Origin of the sequence: Desulfothermobacter acidiphilus (genome assembly GCF_052073645.1) — a bacterium.
Lineage (GTDB): Bacteria > Bacillota > Desulfotomaculia > Desulfotomaculales > Ammonificaceae > Desulfothermobacter > Desulfothermobacter acidiphilus.
Genome location: NZ_CM125440.1, coordinates 1,707,052 through 1,723,660, shown reverse-complemented (window position 1 = coordinate 1,723,660; position 16,609 = coordinate 1,707,052). Strand labels below are relative to the sequence as shown.

The 16,609-nt window shown below is 56.3% G+C and carries 19 protein-coding genes and 1 tRNA gene; 17 read left to right on the top strand and 3 right to left on the bottom strand.

Annotated elements, in window-relative coordinates:
• The first annotated feature begins 18 nt into the window (after positions 1-18).
• The 5 genes from pilM to ACTLLP_RS08660 are packed head-to-tail and all read left to right on the top strand — an operon-like array spanning position 19 to position 3,517.
• A complete protein-coding gene (gene pilM / locus ACTLLP_RS08680; protein ID WP_441058938.1) occupies positions 19-1,020 on the top strand; it encodes a type IV pilus assembly protein PilM in 1,002 nt (333 codons plus the stop codon).
• Positions 1,017-1,625 (top strand): PilN domain-containing protein, encoded by a 609-nt coding sequence (locus tag ACTLLP_RS08675; RefSeq protein WP_441058936.1) that lies wholly within the window; start codon positions 1,017-1,019, stop codon positions 1,623-1,625. Before pilM ends, ACTLLP_RS08675 begins: the two co-directional genes overlap by 4 nt.
• On the top strand, positions 1,625-2,224 hold the full coding sequence (locus ACTLLP_RS08670) for a hypothetical protein (protein WP_441058934.1): 600 nt from the start codon (positions 1,625-1,627) through the stop codon (positions 2,222-2,224). Before ACTLLP_RS08675 ends, ACTLLP_RS08670 begins: the two co-directional genes overlap by 1 nt.
• Positions 2,225-2,246: 22 nt before the next feature.
• Positions 2,247-3,008, top strand: coding sequence for a prepilin peptidase (locus ACTLLP_RS08665; protein WP_441058932.1), 762 nt, complete (start codon positions 2,247-2,249; stop codon positions 3,006-3,008).
• Positions 2,981-3,517, top strand: a complete 537-nt coding sequence (locus ACTLLP_RS08660) for a prepilin-type N-terminal cleavage/methylation domain-containing protein (protein WP_441058930.1) — start codon at positions 2,981-2,983, stop codon at positions 3,515-3,517. Before ACTLLP_RS08665 ends, ACTLLP_RS08660 begins: the two co-directional genes overlap by 28 nt.
• 160 nt (positions 3,518-3,677) lie before the next feature.
• On the opposite strand, the gene ACTLLP_RS08655 is transcribed toward ACTLLP_RS08660, so the two are convergent.
• The gene (locus ACTLLP_RS08655; protein ID WP_441058929.1) at positions 3,678-4,220 is read right to left on the bottom strand and encodes an RDD family protein; all 543 of its coding nucleotides are present in this window, start codon (positions 4,218-4,220) and stop codon (positions 3,678-3,680) included.
• A 210-nt stretch (positions 4,221-4,430) separates the two neighbouring features.
• Between ACTLLP_RS08655 and ACTLLP_RS08650 the strand changes: the two genes are divergently transcribed.
• From ACTLLP_RS08650 to ACTLLP_RS08630, 5 genes are all read left to right on the top strand, one after another.
• Positions 4,431-5,090 (top strand): hypothetical protein, encoded by a 660-nt coding sequence (locus ACTLLP_RS08650; RefSeq protein WP_441058927.1) that lies wholly within the window; start codon positions 4,431-4,433, stop codon positions 5,088-5,090.
• Between the two features lie 107 nt (positions 5,091-5,197).
• On the top strand, positions 5,198-5,377 hold the full coding sequence (locus ACTLLP_RS08645; protein ID WP_441058925.1) for a hypothetical protein: 180 nt from the start codon (positions 5,198-5,200) through the stop codon (positions 5,375-5,377).
• Between the two features lie 27 nt (positions 5,378-5,404).
• Positions 5,405-6,067 (top strand): hypothetical protein, encoded by a 663-nt coding sequence (locus tag ACTLLP_RS08640; protein WP_441058923.1) that lies wholly within the window; start codon positions 5,405-5,407, stop codon positions 6,065-6,067.
• A 100-nt stretch (positions 6,068-6,167) separates the two neighbouring features.
• On the top strand, positions 6,168-6,551 hold the full coding sequence (locus ACTLLP_RS08635) for a hypothetical protein (protein ID WP_441058921.1): 384 nt from the start codon (positions 6,168-6,170) through the stop codon (positions 6,549-6,551).
• 415 nt (positions 6,552-6,966) lie between these two features.
• A complete protein-coding gene (locus tag ACTLLP_RS08630) occupies positions 6,967-8,370 on the top strand; it encodes an ISLre2 family transposase (RefSeq protein WP_441057473.1) in 1,404 nt (467 codons plus the stop codon).
• 78 nt (positions 8,371-8,448) lie between these two features.
• Here the strand turns inward: ACTLLP_RS08630 and ACTLLP_RS08625 are convergent, their stop codons facing one another.
• A complete protein-coding gene (locus ACTLLP_RS08625) occupies positions 8,449-9,669 on the bottom strand; it encodes an ISL3 family transposase (RefSeq protein WP_441058919.1) in 1,221 nt (406 codons plus the stop codon).
• Positions 9,670-9,820: 151 nt separating this feature from the next.
• Between ACTLLP_RS08625 and ACTLLP_RS08620 the strand changes: the two genes are divergently transcribed.
• From ACTLLP_RS08620 to ACTLLP_RS08590, 7 genes are all read left to right on the top strand, one after another.
• Positions 9,821-9,895 (top strand) — tRNA-Ala (locus tag ACTLLP_RS08620).
• A gap of 72 nt (positions 9,896-9,967) precedes the next feature.
• Positions 9,968-12,433, top strand: a complete 2,466-nt coding sequence (gene leuS / locus ACTLLP_RS08615; protein WP_441058917.1) for a leucine--tRNA ligase — start codon at positions 9,968-9,970, stop codon at positions 12,431-12,433.
• 75 nt (positions 12,434-12,508) lie between these two features.
• Positions 12,509-12,940 carry a universal stress protein gene (locus ACTLLP_RS08610; RefSeq protein WP_441058915.1) on the top strand — a complete coding sequence of 144 codons (432 nt, stop codon included), beginning with the start codon at positions 12,509-12,511 and terminating at the stop codon, positions 12,938-12,940.
• Positions 12,941-13,091: 151 nt separating this feature from the next.
• Positions 13,092-13,433: a hypothetical protein gene (locus ACTLLP_RS08605; protein ID WP_441058913.1), complete on the top strand. Its 342-nt coding sequence runs from the start codon at positions 13,092-13,094 to the stop codon at positions 13,431-13,433.
• Positions 13,434-13,514: 81 nt separating this feature from the next.
• Positions 13,515-13,685 (top strand): hypothetical protein, encoded by a 171-nt coding sequence (locus tag ACTLLP_RS08600; protein ID WP_441058911.1) that lies wholly within the window; start codon positions 13,515-13,517, stop codon positions 13,683-13,685.
• A 170-nt stretch (positions 13,686-13,855) separates the two neighbouring features.
• Positions 13,856-14,095, top strand: a complete 240-nt coding sequence (locus ACTLLP_RS08595; protein WP_441058909.1) for a hypothetical protein — start codon at positions 13,856-13,858, stop codon at positions 14,093-14,095.
• A gap of 13 nt (positions 14,096-14,108) precedes the next feature.
• A complete protein-coding gene (locus ACTLLP_RS08590; protein ID WP_441058907.1) occupies positions 14,109-15,182 on the top strand; it encodes a sulfite exporter TauE/SafE family protein in 1,074 nt (357 codons plus the stop codon).
• Positions 15,183-15,243: 61 nt separating this feature from the next.
• Here ACTLLP_RS08590 and ACTLLP_RS08585 read toward each other — a convergent pair whose 3' ends face one another.
• Positions 15,244-16,530: a phenylacetate--CoA ligase family protein gene (locus ACTLLP_RS08585; RefSeq protein ID WP_441058905.1), complete on the bottom strand. Its 1,287-nt coding sequence runs from the start codon at positions 16,528-16,530 to the stop codon at positions 15,244-15,246.
• Positions 16,531-16,609 lie beyond the last annotated feature (79 nt).

The following is a 16,609-nucleotide window of genomic DNA, read 5'->3' as shown; positions in this document are numbered from 1 at the left end:
TCAAAGGAGGTGCCGTGTTTGGGTTGGCTTAAGAAAATCCTTCCCCGCAAGACTCGCTTCGTGGGCATAGATGTGGGGACGGCCGAGACCAAGCTGGCCGAGGTGGAGCTCGCCAGCGGCCGGCCGGAGGTGATCCGTCTCAGCCGCCTGCCCAGCCCGCCGGGGGTGTGGGGGGACGTGTTCGATGAGGACGAGCTGGTGGAGGTGCTGCGCGAGTTCGCCCCCGGAGCGAAGGAGGTCATCTCCTGCCTGCCGGGGGACAAGGTGGTGAGCCGCATCCTTAGGCTGCCCCCCATGAGCGACCGGGAGCGGGAGCAGGCGGTGCGCCTGGAGGTGGAGCGTTTCCTCCCCACCCCGGTGGAGGAGCTCATCATCCGCTCGGTGTGGCTGGAAGACAAGGCGGGGAGTGAGGGGAGAAGGTGCCTCATCCTGGCCGTCCCGGCTCCTCTGGTCTACCGGTTCCACGAGCTCTTCCGGCGGGCGGGCCTGGTGCTGGGGGTACTCGATCACCCCGCCTTCGCCCTGCACCGCCTTTTCCGGCCCCAGCTGCGGGAGGGAGGCATCGCCTTAGTGGACGTCGGGGCCCGCGTTGCACAGATAGTGGTCACGCAGAACGGGCAGATCGTCTTCCTGCGCACCCTCTCCGCTGGGGGAGACCTCTTCACCCGCTCGGCTTCGGAGCACTACGGGGTGCCCTTCGAGGAAGCCGAGCGCATGAAGCTGGAGGCGGCGGCTACCATCGAAGACCCCTCGGCGGCGGAAGCCTTCCGGGGCGGACTACTGGAGATAGGCAGGGAAATCAAGCGATCGTTGGAGTTCTGCAGCACGCAAGAGGGAGTGGAGGTCAAAAGGGTCATCTTGAGCGGAGGGGGCGCCAAATTTCGACCCCTTCCGGTTTTTTTAGAGGGAATGCTCGGCTTGCCGGTGACGGTGGACACGCCGGTTATGAAATTTTCTGTACCTTATGATCCGGCTTACGCCGTGGCCCTGGGCCTGGCCCTCAGGGAGGTGGTGGTGTGAGCTACAAGGTCAACCTTTTGCCCCCGCAACTCCAGGTGGAGGGTATGGTGGACAAGCGGCGGCTGCTGAAGCTGGCCGGTGCGGTTCTGGGGGGGGGAATCATCGTGCTGGGCTACGGTGGGTTCCTAGCCAGCTTTCTTTTCACCAGGGCCGAACTCTCTCGCTCGAATCAGGAGCTTAACCGCCTGGCGGTGCAGCTGCAGGCGGCCGAAGCCGTCCACAACGAGCGGGTGCGATTGGAGAACACCCTTAAGGAGTTTAGCGCCATAGTGCAGGGGCGCAAGAATTGGCACACCATTCTCCAAGGCATCGGGAATGTTTGTCCCCAGGAGGTTACTCTCACCCAGCTGGAGGTGTTGCCCGCCGGAGGTAAGGGAGAAACGGCCGGGAAGCCACCTGCCTCCAAAGCGGGCATCCCGCCCCAGGGCTCGATGGTTAGCATTCAAGGGGTGGCCAGCTCTTTCGCCGCCATCGGGGTCTTTGAGCGTCAGCTCTGGGAATCTGGCTACTTCGCTAAGGTTCACCTGGTCAAGGTGGGGACGGACGACAAAGGGCGCAACACCTTCGTGATAGAGGCGGAGCTTGCCAAGGGGGTGAGCAGGTGATGGTAGGCAATAAGAGGCGGCTCCTGTTCTGGGCCTTGGCAGGTGGTGCGGGGGTTTTGGTTCTGGTCTTCCTTTTCTTCTTGCCTCAATGGCGCGCTTATGTCCAGGCGCGGGAGAATCTCGACCAGGTACAAAAGGAGCTTAACCGGTACCGGCAGCTACAGGTCATGCGCCCCATGGACGAGAAGCGGCTGGAGGAGCTTAAGCGCGACCCGCTGATGGGCTACCTTACTTTGGATGCCCGGCAGGGAGCGGATGTTATCCTTCTGGGGCTGCAGGCGGCGGCCAAGAAAGTCAAGGTGGTGAACTTCGAGCCGGGTCAAGTGCTGGAGGGGGAGTATCTACAAGCTCTTCCTTTGCAGATCGGGGTGGAGGGCAGCTACCCCGATGTGCTGGGTTTCATAGAGGGCCTGGAGACGGGGGCGGTGCGGAATCTGGTGGAGATCCGCTCTTTCAAGCTGATGCAGGGGCAGGTGCCGGGCACCGTGCGAGGGGAGTTCGCGGCTGTCCTGTATATGGACAAGACACCTAAATCCAGGCTAATTTTAGAAGAAGTGGGCAAGTGGAGTCTGGGACGGGTCAACGTTTTTCAACCTTAAGTGGCAGGAAAGGAAGAGTAGCTTGGCGGAAAAGTTCACTTTGTTGCTAGCTCTGCTGCTGGGAGCGGTGCTGGGCAGTTTTCTTAACGTTCTGATCTACCGCCTGCCTCGGGGGGAAGGTGTGGCGCTGGGAAGGTCGCGCTGCCCTTCCTGCGGGGAAGCCCTGCGCTGGTACGATCTGGTACCGGTCTTGAGCTTTTTGCTCCTGCGGGGGCGCTGCCGCTATTGCTCCGCTCCTATCTCCTGGCGCTACCCCCTGGTGGAGCTCCTGAGTGCCGGCCTGGCCCTAGCGGTGGTTTGGCGCTGGGGTTGGGGGATGATGGCGTTAAGGAATTACTTCTTCCTGGCCTGCTTGTTGGTTGCCTCCTTTATCGATCTGGAACATTATATCATTCCCAATCGGCTGGTTCTGGGGGCCCTGGTGGGCGCGGTGCCGCTAGACTATATGGCTCGGGACCCGGGGTTGGTTCCAGCTCTGCTGGGGGCTTTAAGTGCTGGGGGCTTTCTTTTTTTCCTGGCGCTGGTGAGCCGGGGGGGGATGGGGGGAGGGGACATCAAGCTGGCGGCGGTTTCCGGCCTTTTTCTGGGTTGGCCGCTGGCGCTTTTGGGGACTTTCCTTGGCTGCCTCATAGCCGGTGTCTGGGGCATAATCCTCCTGGTCACCCGCCGCAAAGGGCGCAAGGACCACATCCCCTTCGGCCCCTTCCTATCTGCGGGGCTTTTAATCGCTCTTTTCTGGGGGAGAGGAATCTGGCAGTGGTACGCTTCGCTGCTCGGGTTTTAAAGAGGCGCGAAGCCGGTTTCAGTCTGCTGGAACTGGTGGTGGTTCTAGCTATTTCCGCTATCATGGTAAGCGGCCTGTTTCTTGCCTGGCAACGGTGCTTGTCTCACCAGGTACTCCAGACCAGTTCCGTGGAGCTCCTGCAGGAGGCGAGATTGGCCCAGGAGCAGGCTTTAAGCACGGGGGAGATCTGGGAAGTGCGCTTTTACCGGAAGGGAAAAGCGCACTTTTACGGGATATGGCGGGAGGGAGAAAGCGAGCCCTGGCGGGAGAAGGAGCTCCCGCAATCGGTGGTTATCCACGCCGCCTCCTTTCGCCGACAGGGCAATTACCGCTACGTGCGCTTTGCGGGGCGAAGCACCACCTTCGACGCGGGTACTCTTGTCCTGCGCAGCGGCAAAGCCTACCGTTTCCTTGTGGTTTCTTCCAAGGGGCGAATCCGTCTCGATACCAAGCCGCCGGACGGCTGGCCGGAAAGCTCGGAGGAGTGGCAGCGCCGCTGGCCCCTTTAGCCGAGGCGCAGGGGAAAGGGCAGGCCCTTTCCTCGTATTCCGGGGTGGCTGGTAGTTAAGCTTTACCGGCGCGAGTACGCCCGGGTTCGCCTGAAGGAAGAGATACAACGCCTGAAAGCCGAGAACCCGGAGCTGTCGGGAAGAGAACTTAAGAGGCAAGCTAAGCTTGAGGTGAGCCGGGATCTGGGCCACAACCGCGCCGATGTTGTGAGCTGCTACCTGCTCTGAGACAAAGCGTGCCGGAGAGCATGTCGTGCAGGGCCCGCTTCTGGGGCATAACGCCGGCCAGGAAAAAGCCGGCCAGCAGAGGAAGGGCCGACACGAGTCTGCCCCAGAACCTGAGGGTGGCCCGGCCGAGGCCAATTCTTTTCCCTTCAAGATCGGTAACGATTATGCCTAGAGCTAGCTTTCCCGGCGTGGCCTGGAGACCGGAGCTTTCGAACAAAGTGAAGTAGGGCCAGCCCAGCAGCAGATAGACGAGGAGGGAGTACTCGAAAAAGAACATTGCTAGCACGGTAGAGGGACTGACAGTGCGGGGGTTGACGCCTAAAGAAGCGCAGATGGCTGCTCCGGCGTGACCGCAGAAGTATCCCAGGCGCGCGGCGAAGGGACTGGCTAGGATGCCGAACACGAAAACGAGCAGCATGTAGTCGATGGCGAAGGCCGCAAACCTCCTCCAGAACCCCGCATATACCTGCTCCATAGAACCTTTTCCGCCCCTTTCTGCCTGCTTTTCTTGAAAAGGATTTCTTCGCCGGTTACTTCCTAACCTTTCGCTCTTCATAAAGAATGGTGTTTAATTTCTCGTCCGGGTTTCTGCCCTAAAGTCGAGGGAAAAAGTTCCGAAGAAATTAAAGGGCAAACATTCCTGATTTAGCAGCTAACCTGATTTAGCAGCTAAGGGAGAGTAGCTATGCGTCTTTACTTTCCAGGGGCGAAGGAAGAGACGCTGGAGGTTTCGTGGGGGAATAAGAAACGAAAGGTGCGCTTGGAGCCGCCGGATGGGGTTCTGGATCTTGCCCTTATCGGGGTGCCCTACAGGGTGCCTTTCACCGTGAGTAAGGAGGGCAAAAAGCTTTTCACCACGAGCCAGGAGGAACTCCGGCACCTGGAAGGCAGCGTTGGATTAGTGAAGGCCACTTTGTGCCTCGGCGTTCATAACGAGGGAACCAAGCTTATTCCTGTGGCTCCCGTCACAACTCTTTCCCTTCCGGATAATGACAGGTTGATTCTCTTTGCCGAGCTGGCGGGCGTGGATTATCGGCTACCGCTGCTTATTTCCTGGTGGTATCAGAGGGAAGCGCGGTTCGGAGTCGTGGTCAGGGTACCCCCTCTACCTTCCGAGGTCGGGGGGAGGAGGGTTTTGCGGAGTTGCGCTTTTAGCTTCCGCGTTCCGCCTGACTTGCCTGTGGGCAGGTGGGAGTTGAGGATGAACCTTCTTACCGGCAAGGAGCTGTGTCGGAAAAGCTTCGAGTTGCAGAGAAAGGGGATTGTGAGCGGGAGGAGCAGGGCCTTTTTTAGCTCTACCATTCCAGTTCCGGAAGGAGGTAGAATTTTAGATGAGCTGGGTTGAGGGTGCAGCTTTGTTGTCTGGGCTTTCGGGTTATGCGGACAGGTTGGCGTACGCTTGCCAGAAAGGTCTTGAAAACACCTATACCAAAGCGTGGGAACCAGTTCTAGATGCTGTTGGATCGATGGGAGAAGCTGTACGCGGCTGGCGCTGCCGGTCTCATCGATGCACCTCTAGCAGCTGGGGCTGGCGGGCTGGTAGCTTTTATAGCTGGGGCTTACTCCCTTTACTGCTTTGGGACGGGCTTTTACCAGGGATGGGAGGAATACGGGGTGAACCCTGCCGGTTAAGATCATGAACTTAGGGGGCTGGAGGTTGTGAAGAAAGGCTCTGCTCTCCCTCTCATTTACACCGGGGTGTTGGCTGCCTCTGCACTGCTTGGAGTTGCCCTGGGGGAACTCGTTTCGCACGGCGACCTGCGCCGGGATCTCAGCTCGGTAATTGATCTACCCAAGGAGGCCGGGGCCTGGTTTAAGCTAATGGGGCTTTTTATTGCCTGCGTTGGGGCCTTTGCTGTCTTCTTGGATAAGAAGGAGCTTATCAGCAAACCAAAGATCAACCCCAAAACAATGTTTGATCTGTATCGGCATGTTCGTTTGTTCCCACTTTTTATTCGCGCCTTACTGTTTTGCTTTCCTTTTATGTTGATATCAGGTATATTAGGAGGTTTGCCTGTTAAAGTTGTTGCTTATTTTCTACTTCTTGCTTTTCCTTTGGTTACGATGTGTATAGTCTTTTTTTGTGCTACTGTATATACATACTACGATTATTCCGCACGGTTTACTCGAACGATACCGAAGTTGGTGCTAACAGGTATTTTAACCACGGGTATGGTGCTCGTCCTTGGAGTTATAGTTTTTGGTCCTGCACCTTTTTTAGTAAAAACGATCCCATATCGTGTGCTTGCGAGGCTTTTTGCTTTGGAGCGGGAGGGTTGGCGTATTTCCTCTATGGTTCCAGGGTCTTCTTCAGAATCATAAAAGAGGAACTAGGCAGGGCGGAGGCTGGAGAAGGGAAAGAAGCGTCTCCTTCCGCCGGGTAGAGGGAGCAAAATAATGCGCAAACAAGGAAGGGATTTTTATGGTGAGCAGCGCGGAAGTCACAATTCAAATCTTAACTAGGTTCCTCTTTGTGAGTGTGGGATTACTTCTTTTTATTTTTCGCCACACAAAATTGATAGTGGCTCTTTCGCCCCTTATCATAGGCCAAGGACTATTTCTTGCTTTATTAACTGTTATGTTACCTAAGCCTGAAGCCTGGCGTGCAGGACTAGTTCTGTTACTTACTCAAAATGCTGTTGTTTCTCTCTGCGTAGGCATTGACTTCTTAGTCTATAGGCAACGGGAAGCTTTGGATAGTGCTGCTAGGAAATATTTTAAAACTATTGGTTTTCTTTTTCTTATTTTCTCTGTTCCCCCAGTATGGCTACTTGCTTTATATCTAGGCCGCATTGCAAGCAGGTAGGTTTTGATGCGATGTCTATGAGCTGATTATTCTGGCAGTGAGAATATCCTCTCTCTACTTTTCACCTGTTTTTGCTCGGCAGAAGCATGTTTTAATTCGCGAAATACTTCTTTTACGAACCCACGCCCCACAGGCAAGACGCAAAACTGCAAGCCTGGAACTCTCGAATCGCAGGCTCTCAGTTCGCGAAAGTAGAACGCCCTATCGCGGGGTCTATGTGCGAAAGATGCTCTTAGCTTTTCTCTCCTTGGCTTGGCTGATCTCCTCTCCACACTTCTTGACCTAGAGGCCGTTAGTGTAAAGTTACTGTAGGAATTTTGCAGGAGCTAAGGAAGGGGAGAAAGAAGAGAGACCTCACCGTCCTTGCAACGGACGAGTAGTTGCTTAAACAACCACTCGGGAGGGTGAGGTCTCTATGCAGATTATAAAGCAGATTTGGGAGAAGTTCCAGAGGGTAGCGGAGCTAACGTTGAAGGTTCTGGAGGAAGGGACCGACTTTTTAAGCTTCGAGGAGAAGCTCTGGCAGGAGCTTAATAACCTGGGACAGGAGGTTTTGAGGGAAGTTTTAGAGGCGAAAGACGCCTATCTTCGGGAGCACCGGGAAAAGCGGCCCGGCTGGCGGGTAGAGCGGCGAAACGATCCCAAAGAAGTACTTACCCTTTTCGGTCTGGTCAACTATAAGCGAACCTATTACCGGCACAAAGAGACTGGGGAGCGGGTGCACCTGATAGATCGGTTGGTAGGTTACGGGCCGCACGCACGGGTTGATCCTCTGGTTAAAGCACAAGCCTTAGAAGAAGCGGTAGATCTTTCCTACCGGAAGAGTGGCGAGAGGGTAGGGAGAGGCAATCGGGAGGTTGTGCTAAGCGGCGAAGCGGTGAAGAAGGTGATTCACAACTTTACACTGGAAGAACTGCCCGAGCCGCCTGGGGAGAAGCGCCGGGGGAAGGTTCTTTATGTGGAGGCGGATGAAGACCACGTAGCAGGTCAGGACGGGAAGAAGTACTTACCCCGGCTGGTTTACATCCACGAGGGGAAAGAGAAGGTGGGGAAAGACAGATACAGACTCAAGCGGCCTTATTACTTGGGAGGGCTTTACTCAGATACGGATGAGCTGTGGTTCGAGGTGTTGAGCTACATCGAGGAGCAGTACGAATTATCTTCTGTGGAGCGGATTTACCTCTGCGGTGACGGAGACAGGTGGATAAAGAAAGGGCTGGAGTTTCTACCGAGGAGCGTCTTTGTCTTAGATCTTTTTCACCTGGACAAGTACCTGGTGGCTGCTTTGGGGCGTGATAGTGATGGTTATAGAGAGATTTGGGCGGCCTTATGGGAGGGTGATGAGGTAAAGGTACAGGCGATTTTGCGGCGGGCGGGCAAAGCTGCGGCGAGTCCTGCGCGGAAGGAAGCGGTACGGGATTGCCGACGTTACATCCGGCGGAACTGGGAGGGGATAATGGCCTACCGGCTTTATCCCGGGGCGGAGTTGGGGGTAAGTGCGGAGGCGCACGTAAGTCATCTCTTCTCGGCACGGTTATCATCCCGACCGATGGCCTGGAGTGCTCGTGGGGTAGACCGGATGGCCCGGTTGCGGGTGGCGAAGGCGAATGGTGTTTCCTTGCGGGAGCAATATGTAGCCCGACGGAAGGAGGGCTTAAAGGCTTTAGAGATCGATAAGGCAGCTGTCGAGGAAGAGAGGCAGAGGCTAAGGAAAATATCGGGTGAGGTGTTCGATAATCTTCCCGCTCTACGGGGTCCGGTAACGTCATTAACCAGAGCCCTCAAAGCTTTGAGCCGGAACATCGATCTTCTTTGGTAGTTCGTCCTGGTCCGGGGACAGTGGGGCTCGAGACTCCTACAGTAGGTTGACACGATCCTAGAGGCCGGTACCTAGGCTCTAGGTCAAGAAGTGTGGAGGGGAGATCAGCCAAGCCAAGGGGAGAAAAGCTAAGAGCATCTTTCGCACATAGACCCCGCGGTTCCGAAAACCGTAACTTATCCGCTTGAGGAGCTTGATCTTAGTATGGACACCCTCGGTGTAACCGTTGGTAACCCGCCAGTTGTGATAAGCGAGAATCTCTTCCCTCCAGCTACGAAGCGTTCTCCCCCATTGAACCAGCGCAACGTCGCTCGCCTCCCGAGTGTTTAAGATCAGACGATCCAGGATTAGCTCTGCCTCCTTCCGGCAGGAGGCACGATAGACGTCGCGTAGCTGCTCCTTGGCCCAGTGAAAATGGGCCACGTTCCTGTACCGCCTACTGATCATGGCAAGCTGGGCTGCCTGGCGCTCGGTCAAATCCTCTTCGTTCTTCACCAGAGGCCAACGAGGTATACGCTGCCCGGTTACCTGCTGCTCTATTAGCCTCGCCTCGTCTACACGCCGGTTGGCATCTTTAAGAGCGTGAAAATGGTCAACCACCACAGGCACTCCAGGCAGCACCCTCTTTATAAGCTTGCGCCAGCCGTCTTTGAAGTCGATGCACACCGCCTTGATGCGCCTGCGCACCGAAGCCGGCAGCTCCTTCAAAAACTTCTCCAGCGTCTTAAGCCGGTCATCCGGTAAGATGGCGATAAGCCTTCGCTCGGGCCACACGCAGGTAACGGTGATCATCATGTCCTGACCCCTGAAACTGTGCTCGTCTATGCTTAAAGCCAAAGCCGGTAGATCTTTAAGGGCCTCCTCGATGTTCACCTGATTGGTCACTTGCTTTAGAAGCAGCCGGCGCAGGGTGCCGGGACTTGTCCTTACCACTTCCGCTGCTCTGCGAAAGCTGCGGTCCTTCAAGTTTTCGAGCCAATCTGCTTCCGCCCGCTCGGTTCTTCTTGCTCGAGGTCTGATACCCGGAAATCTTTCAGTGAATACCTTCCCGCAATTCGGGCATTTGAACCGGCGGGGGCGTACCCAGAGGTAAACCGGTAGCCCGTTGCATCGGGTGTGCAGTTTTGGCCTCCACTCGCGCGACCGGTCGTGAACCCGCCGGGTAAGAGTCTGGCAGGAAGGACAGCTGGCTTCTTTCCTCGGTCGCCCGGCGTATACGTCAATCCTATCTGATTCGATCTTTACCCGGTAGATAATCCATCCTTGCAGTCCCAGAAGTTCCGCTATAAACTGTTTCATAGGCGGTCGAGAGCCTCCTTTGGGGTTGTGGTGTGCTAAACTATCCCTTGGCTCTTCGGCCGCCTCCTCCTTCTTACTCCACACTTTTTAGCTTAGAGCCCGGTACCTATTGACTAGCTCAGGGTTCTGGTTTACAATTAAAAGTGCGTGTGGGGCTGTAGCGCAGTGGGAGCGCGTTTCCTTGGCATGGAAAAGGTCGCGGGTTCAATTCCCGCCAGCTCCACCAAAAAAGCGCTAAGTGGGCCTCTTAAAAAGAGGCCGTTATTTTTATTCCCGGAACGGGAGGCGAGTTAACGAGGTGGCGGAAAGATACCCCTTCCACGAAGTGGAGCGAAAATGGCGCCAGCGTTGGGAAATAGAAGACCTCTACGCTGTTGTGGAAGACGAGAGCAAACCCAAATACTACTGCTTAGAAATGTTCCCTTATCCCTCCGGCAAACTGCACATGGGCCACGTCCGTAACTATGCTATCGGGGATGTAATAGCCCGCTACAAGCGGATGCGAGGGTACTCCGTGCTCCATCCCATGGGCTGGGACGCTTTTGGCTTGCCGGCCGAAAATGCGGCCATCAAGCATGGTATTCACCCTCACGATTGGACCTGGCAAAATATTAAGTTCATGCGCGAGCAGCTAAAACAGCTAGGTTTCAGCTACGACTGGCACCGCGAAATCGCTACTTGCCACCCTGATTACTATCGCTGGACCCAGTGGCTTTTCCTCCAATTTTTTCACCGCGGTCTAGCTTACCGAAAAAAGGCCCCGGTTAACTGGTGCCCTTCTTGCGCTACAGTGCTGGCAAACGAGCAAGTGGTGGGAGGGGTGTGCGAGCGCTGCAAGACCCCTGTGGTTTCTCGCGAGTTGGAGCAGTGGTTTCTCCGTATCCTGGACTATGCTGAGCGCTTGCTGCGGGATCTAGACCGGCTTGAGGGCTGGCCCGAAAAAGTGCGCGTCATGCAGTATAATTGGATCGGTCGTAGCGAGGGAACCCTGGTCACCTTCCCCCTCCCTGGCCGGGAAGAGGGCATCACTGTTTTCACCACTCGTCCGGACACTCTCTATGGTGTAACTTACCTGGTGTTGGCTCCCGAGCATCCGCTGGTGCCAGAGTTGGTGACCAAGGAACGCCGCTCAGAGGTGCTGGCTTTTGTGGAAAAGGCGCGTCATCTCCCCGCGCTTAACCGGACGGCGAGTGAGCAGGAAAAAGAGGGCCTTTTCTTGGGCGCTTATTGTCAGCACCCACTGACCGGCGCCGATGTTCCTCTCTACGTGGCCAATTACGTGCTGATGGAATACGGTACCGGCGCAGTGATGGGAGTGCCGGCTCATGATCAGCGCGACTTTGAGTTCGCCCGCAAGTTCGGCCTGCCCATCAAGGTGGTCATCCAGCCTCCCGGAGTTTCTCTAGACCCCCAAACGATGTCAGCCGCCTATGTGGACGAGGGGATTTTGGTCAACTCCGGCCCCTTCGATGGTAAACCTAATCAGCAAGCCATCCAAGAGATCACTGCCTATCTGGAAGAGAAAGGTCTGGGGCAGCGTCAGGTCACCTATCGATTGCGCGACTGGCTAATTTCTCGCCAGCGCTACTGGGGAGCTCCTATTCCCATTGTTTACTGTGATCGTTGCGGCTTGGTGCCGGTTCCCGAGGAGGAGCTCCCGGTGCTGCTTCCTTATCATGTGGCCTTTAAACCCACTGGCGAATCGCCGTTGAAGGATTGCCCCGAGTTCGTCAACACTACCTGCCCACGCTGTGGCGCTCCGGCCAAGCGCGAAACCGACACTATGGACACTTTCATCTGCTCTTCCTGGTACTATTTTCGCTACACCAGCCCGCGCGAGGACCGAGCTCCCTGGGACAAGGCCAAGGCAGACTATTGGCTGCCGGTGGACCAGTACATCGGGGGAGTGGAACATGCTATTTTGCACCTGCTTTACTCCCGCTTTTTTACCAAGTTTCTCTACGACATTGGATTGGTGAGTTGTGAGGAGCCCTTCGCCAACTTGCTTACCCAAGGAATGGTTCTGAAGGAAGGGACCAAGATGTCCAAGTCCAAGGGGAACATCGTTAGCCCCGAGGAAATCATTGCCCATTATGGGGCGGATACCACTCGTCTCTTCGTCCTCTTTGCTGCTCCCCCGGAGCGAGATCTGGAATGGAGCGACGAAGGGGTGGAGGGGTGCGCTCGCTTTCTTAACCGGGTGTGGCGGCTGGTGCACTCCCTGGTCCCAACGTTAGCGGAGGAAGCTGGTGGGGAGCCAGGACCCTCCGCCCAGGAATTGCGCCGTCTCACCCACCGGACCATCGAGCGGGTTACCCGGGACATAGAGGAGTTCGGTCTCAACACCGCCGTCAGCGCCATTATGGAGCTCACCAACGGCCTATTGCGCTATCGCGATAAGGAAGGGAAGGATTGTGATCCAGGAGCGTTACGCGAGGCGGTGGAGGCTTTGGTGCTGCTTCTGGCCCCGTTCGCCCCTTATCTGGCGGAGGAGCTTTGGGAGGTTCTGGGGCACGGAGAGAGTGTGCACCGGCAGCGGTGGCCAGTTTACGATCCCGAACTGGCTAAGGCCGAGGAGGTTGAAGTGGTAATCCAAATTAACGGTAAGGTGCGGGCGAAGGTGCAGTTAGCAGCTACCGTTACGCCGGAGGAGATGGAAGCGGCAGCGCGTCGAGAGCCCCGGGTGAAGGAGATACTGGCGGGCAAACAGGTCCGGAAGGTCATTACCGTTCCCGGCAAGCTGGTGAATTTTGTGGTGAGTTGAACCGCTTCGTTAGGTTTGCCCCCCATGTCCCAGATGGCAGCGACGGCTAGAAATCGAGCGAGGAGGTAGAGGGGGTTGTTCAGAAGGGTGCTGGTGGCTATCGACGGTTCCGAGCACTGTTATCAAGCTCTGCGGCGGGCGATGGAGGTGCTGCAGTTTTCTCCGCTTACCCAGGTAGCGGTGGTGGAAGTGATTCCTCCGGTCGATCCCAGCGTCGAATACGTTCCCTGGGTAACACCCCAGCAATTAGAGGAGGCGGCGCGTAAGCGGGCCATGCAAGACCTGGAAAAGGCGCTAGCCATTTTAAAGGAGGCTGGCATAGAGGGGAAACCGGTTATCCGTACCGGACCACCAGCCGAAGAGATCGTTGAGCTGGCGCGAGAGGGTAACTACGAGCTCATCGTCATGGGTCGCCGAGGTACCAACCCTTTGAAAGAGCTCCTGCTGGGGGGAGTGAGTCAGCGGGTGTTACAGTTATCTCCGGTCCCGGTGCTGCTAGGAAAATGATCTGAGCAAGAAATGACACAGGTGAGCAAATTTTTGCTCACCTTTTTGCGCGGGGCGCTGCTTCAAGCAGCGCCCCGTTGCGCTTACAAGGTGGCATGGAATTTGCATGTATATGTAAAGCGGAAGCTTCGGAAAGAAAGGGTGCTAGACAATGGGAGCGCGGCTCGGCCGGTTAACGATAGGGAAAAAGTTTATAGTCGTAGCTTTGTTGATCGGTTTGGCGGCTTGGTTCATACATTCTTCCATTTTGCGGGTGCGTGAGGCCCTCGACATCGCACCCGGAGTTCCAGGGTTGTCGGCGGTCACTTTAGGGTTTCTGGTGCTCTTTCTGGCCGGAGTAGGTTACGGGCTCTGGGTCTTGATGGTGGAGCATTACCTGGCCTTTTCCCTGGCGCGCGAGTGGCTAGTGGAGACGCTTCGAGAATTGGAGGTGCCGTCCACGTCGGAGCAAAGGGAGCGGCGGCTGGAGTCAAAAGAGTCCCTAGCGTGGTAGTATGGTGAGCCCGGCTAGGCTTACCGTACTCACCACTCCTTTTAAAATTACCAAAAAATCTTGGCAAGGGGGATGAGGGTTATGGCTAGGGCGATTGCGCAAGAGGAGAAGACGCGGGAGTCTCTGGTGGAGAGTTTGGCTCAGAAGCTAGACCTATCGGTAACTGACTTGTGGATCCTGGCCCTAACGGCCATTTCGCTGGGCATACTTTACGGCATTGGGGAGGTGGCAGCCAGACTTGGTGGAGTGTAGTTAGCCGATCCTCGTTATATTAAGACACGATAGAAGGTCGCCAAGCACCTTGGCTGTATGTGGAAGTGGTTCCGTTCCTTTTCTTGGCGGGATAGTGATTGTGAGCACATGACACTTGTTCTAAGCACCTTAAACCAAAATATAGTTTGGTAAATTTAGGAGGGATAGAGATGAACCACGAGAGCAAGCGTAGGAAACCGTGGGGTACCCTTCTGCTTTGGGGAGCGCTGTCTTTAGGTCTTTATGCGCTGGTCTTCATCAAGGGTGACGCGTTGCAGCAATTTGTGGCGGTGGGCGGTATTGGTAAAGCGGCTATCGTGGTAGCGGTGGCCATCGTCTTCTCCCTGGTGCACGGGAATTTTGCCGGGACCTTTTTCGAGGCCTTGGGCATCCGTGCCAGGGGCCGCTAGGGGGTGAACGCAGATGGGACCGAAAGAAGTGCTGGAACTGACCCCCTTTATGCTGATCTTTCTGCCCACGCTGGGTTTCCTGGGAGGGCTGCTTAGTGGTTTTATCGGTTCGGGCGGCGCCTTCGTGCTCACACCCGGCATGATGAGCGCGGGTGTTCCCGGCGCTATGGCGGTGGCCAGTAATATGTGCCACAAGTTTCCCAAGGCCTTGATTGGCGCTATCAAGAGGGGAAAGCTGGGCCACGTGGACGTGCTCCTAGGGCTGGTAATGGGGATTTCGGCTACGCTAGGTGTCCAGATAGGAGTTCAGATCCAGAAGTGGATCAACCGGATCTGGGGAGCGGCTGGTTCCGATCTCTACGTGAGCGCTATTTTCGTAGTGGTGCTGTTGGTGGTAGGACTGATCGTTTTGCGCGACGCCCGCCAGAGCAGGAAGCAACAGTCTCTGGTGGCCGGTCCTGGCGAGTTGGCTCAAAAGGTGCAGCGTTTCCGTCTGCCCCCGATGATGAACTTCCCCGTGGCTAAATCGCGGGTTAGCTTCTGGGTCACTGTGCCTCTGGGGTTCGCCACCGGTTTGCTTGCTGCCACCATCGCCGTGGGTGGTTTTATCGGGGTGCCGGCCATGATGTATATCTTGGGCGCTTCGGGGTTTGTGGCTAGTGGCACGGAGTTGGTAATCGCCTTCGTCATGGGCCTAGTGGGCACTCTCAGCTGGGCCTACAGTGGCTTTGTGGATCTCCGGCTGGCGCTCCTGATCCTCTTCGGCTCCCTCTTCGGCGTGCAACTGGGGGCCATTGGCACCAGCTATGTTAAGGATTATATGATCAAGCTGGTGATGGCGCTGGTTATGCTGATCGTGATGGTGAGCCGTCTGGTTAGCATCCCCGTTTACCTGGGGAATCTGGGCAAGCTGACTCTGAACCCCACGACGGCGGGGCTTCTTAAAAATCTAAGCTTCGCCATCATGTGCCTGGCCCTTGTGGTTAGCGGAGCCATCATTCTGGGCGCTATAGCCAAAGGTAGGCGGGCAGCGCGGGCGGAGGAGGAGTTGCGGGGAATTTCGGTAGAAGTGCCGCAGCAATTATAACTGTCGCCACCCGGCGCTTAAGGATTGAGGGTCCACCCTACAGGGTGGACCCTCAATCGTCTTATTGATCCCGGAGGTCGAAGACGCGCTTGGTTTTCTTTTCACTGCGGGGCAGACTTCCCAGGGGCACCACTTCTACTTCCACCGTGACCCCGATGCGGCTTTTAACCGCTCGGCGGCAGTTTTCCGCCACCATCTCCGGTTCGCAATCTGCTACACCTTCGATTTTGATGAGCATCTGGTCTCGCATACCCTCTCGGGTCAGTATCACCTGGTACTCACTTCCCGTTCCCTTTACGTCTCGCAGCACTTCCTCTAGTTGGCCAGGGTAAATATTCACGCCTTTGATTTTGATCCGGTCATCGGTGCGCCCTTTGATGCGGTCGAGAAGGGGAAAGGGCGAGCCGCACGGGCAGGCGTAGGGTAGAAGACGGGTTAGGTCGTGGGTGCGGTAGCGTATCAGGGGCAGTCCCTCTTTGGCTAGAGTGGTTATGACCAACTCTCCTTCTTCTCCTGGGGGCAGGGGAGTGCCTTTTTCCGGGTCAATGATTTCGCAGTAAAGGTAGTCAGACCAATAGTGCAGTCCCAGATGAAAGGGGCAGTCAATAGCTATGCCCGGTCCGTAAATCTCCGTGAGGCCATAAATGTCGAAAGTCTCCAGCCCCAATCCCGTTTCCACATAGCGGCGCATCTTATCGCTCCAGCGCTCCGAACCGAAGATGCCCACCCGCAAGGATAGCTGGTCCTTAAGGCCCCGCTTTTGCACCTCTTCGGCTAGCAGGAGGGCGTAAGAGGAGGTGCCAATGAGGACCGTGGTCTTTAAATCCAGCATTAATTCGATTTGCTTCGGCGTGTTACCGGGGCCAGTGGGAACGGCCATTGCTCCCAGACGCTCCACGCCGGCTTGAAAGCCGATGCCAGCGGTCCAGAGGCCGTAGCCGGGCGTTATCTGAACCCGATCGCGCTGGTGCACCCCGGCCATTCGCAGGCAGCGGCTCATCATTTCTGCCCATACCTCTACATCCTTAGCAGTGTAAGGAATGATTACCGGCTTGCCAGTGGTGCCAGAAGAAGAGTGGATGCGTACCACTTTTTCTTCCGGAGCCGCCATGAAGTTCAAAGGATAGCCGGCGCGGAGCTCGGCTTTAGTGGTGAAGGGGAGCTGGGCAAAGTCGCTCAGGTCCCGGATCTCGGAAGGAGTGTTTATACCCGCTTGCCGCCATTTCTCCCGGTAGAAAGGGCTGCGCTCGTAAGTGTACTGCAGGCAGGTCTGGAGCAGTGGCAGTTGGCTAGCCCATAGTCGAGGAAAATCGAAAGTAGGGAAAATCTCTTCTTGCGGCAGGTTCATAGCTCTTACCTCCCTCGCTGGCTCGGGAGCCTGCCGCGGGGGTGAGACAGCCGCTGAACCTCACCTCTGCTCTACTCAA

Coding starts and splice junctions, on each gene's coding strand:
- ACTLLP_RS08605 (WP_441058913.1), top strand. CDS start 13,092: ATGGGAGCGCGGCTCGGCCGGTTAACGATAGGGAAAAAGTTTATAGTC.
- ACTLLP_RS08655 (WP_441058929.1), bottom strand. CDS start 4,220: ATGGAGCAGGTATATGCGGGGTTCTGGAGGAGGTTTGCGGCCTTCGCC.
- ACTLLP_RS08650 (WP_441058927.1), top strand. CDS start 4,431: ATGCGTCTTTACTTTCCAGGGGCGAAGGAAGAGACGCTGGAGGTTTCG.
- ACTLLP_RS08635 (WP_441058921.1), top strand. CDS start 6,168: ATGGTGAGCAGCGCGGAAGTCACAATTCAAATCTTAACTAGGTTCCTC.
- ACTLLP_RS08600 (WP_441058911.1), top strand. CDS start 13,515: ATGGCTAGGGCGATTGCGCAAGAGGAGAAGACGCGGGAGTCTCTGGTG.
- ACTLLP_RS08630 (WP_441057473.1), top strand. CDS start 6,967: ATGCAGATTATAAAGCAGATTTGGGAGAAGTTCCAGAGGGTAGCGGAG.
- ACTLLP_RS08585 (WP_441058905.1), bottom strand. CDS start 16,530: ATGAACCTGCCGCAAGAAGAGATTTTCCCTACTTTCGATTTTCCTCGA.
- ACTLLP_RS08590 (WP_441058907.1), top strand. CDS start 14,109: ATGGGACCGAAAGAAGTGCTGGAACTGACCCCCTTTATGCTGATCTTT.
- ACTLLP_RS08625 (WP_441058919.1), bottom strand. CDS start 9,669: ATGAAACAGTTTATAGCGGAACTTCTGGGACTGCAAGGATGGATTATC.
- ACTLLP_RS08670 (WP_441058934.1), top strand. CDS start 1,625: ATGGTAGGCAATAAGAGGCGGCTCCTGTTCTGGGCCTTGGCAGGTGGT.
- ACTLLP_RS08645 (WP_441058925.1), top strand. CDS start 5,198: ATGCTGTTGGATCGATGGGAGAAGCTGTACGCGGCTGGCGCTGCCGGT.
- ACTLLP_RS08595 (WP_441058909.1), top strand. CDS start 13,856: ATGAACCACGAGAGCAAGCGTAGGAAACCGTGGGGTACCCTTCTGCTT.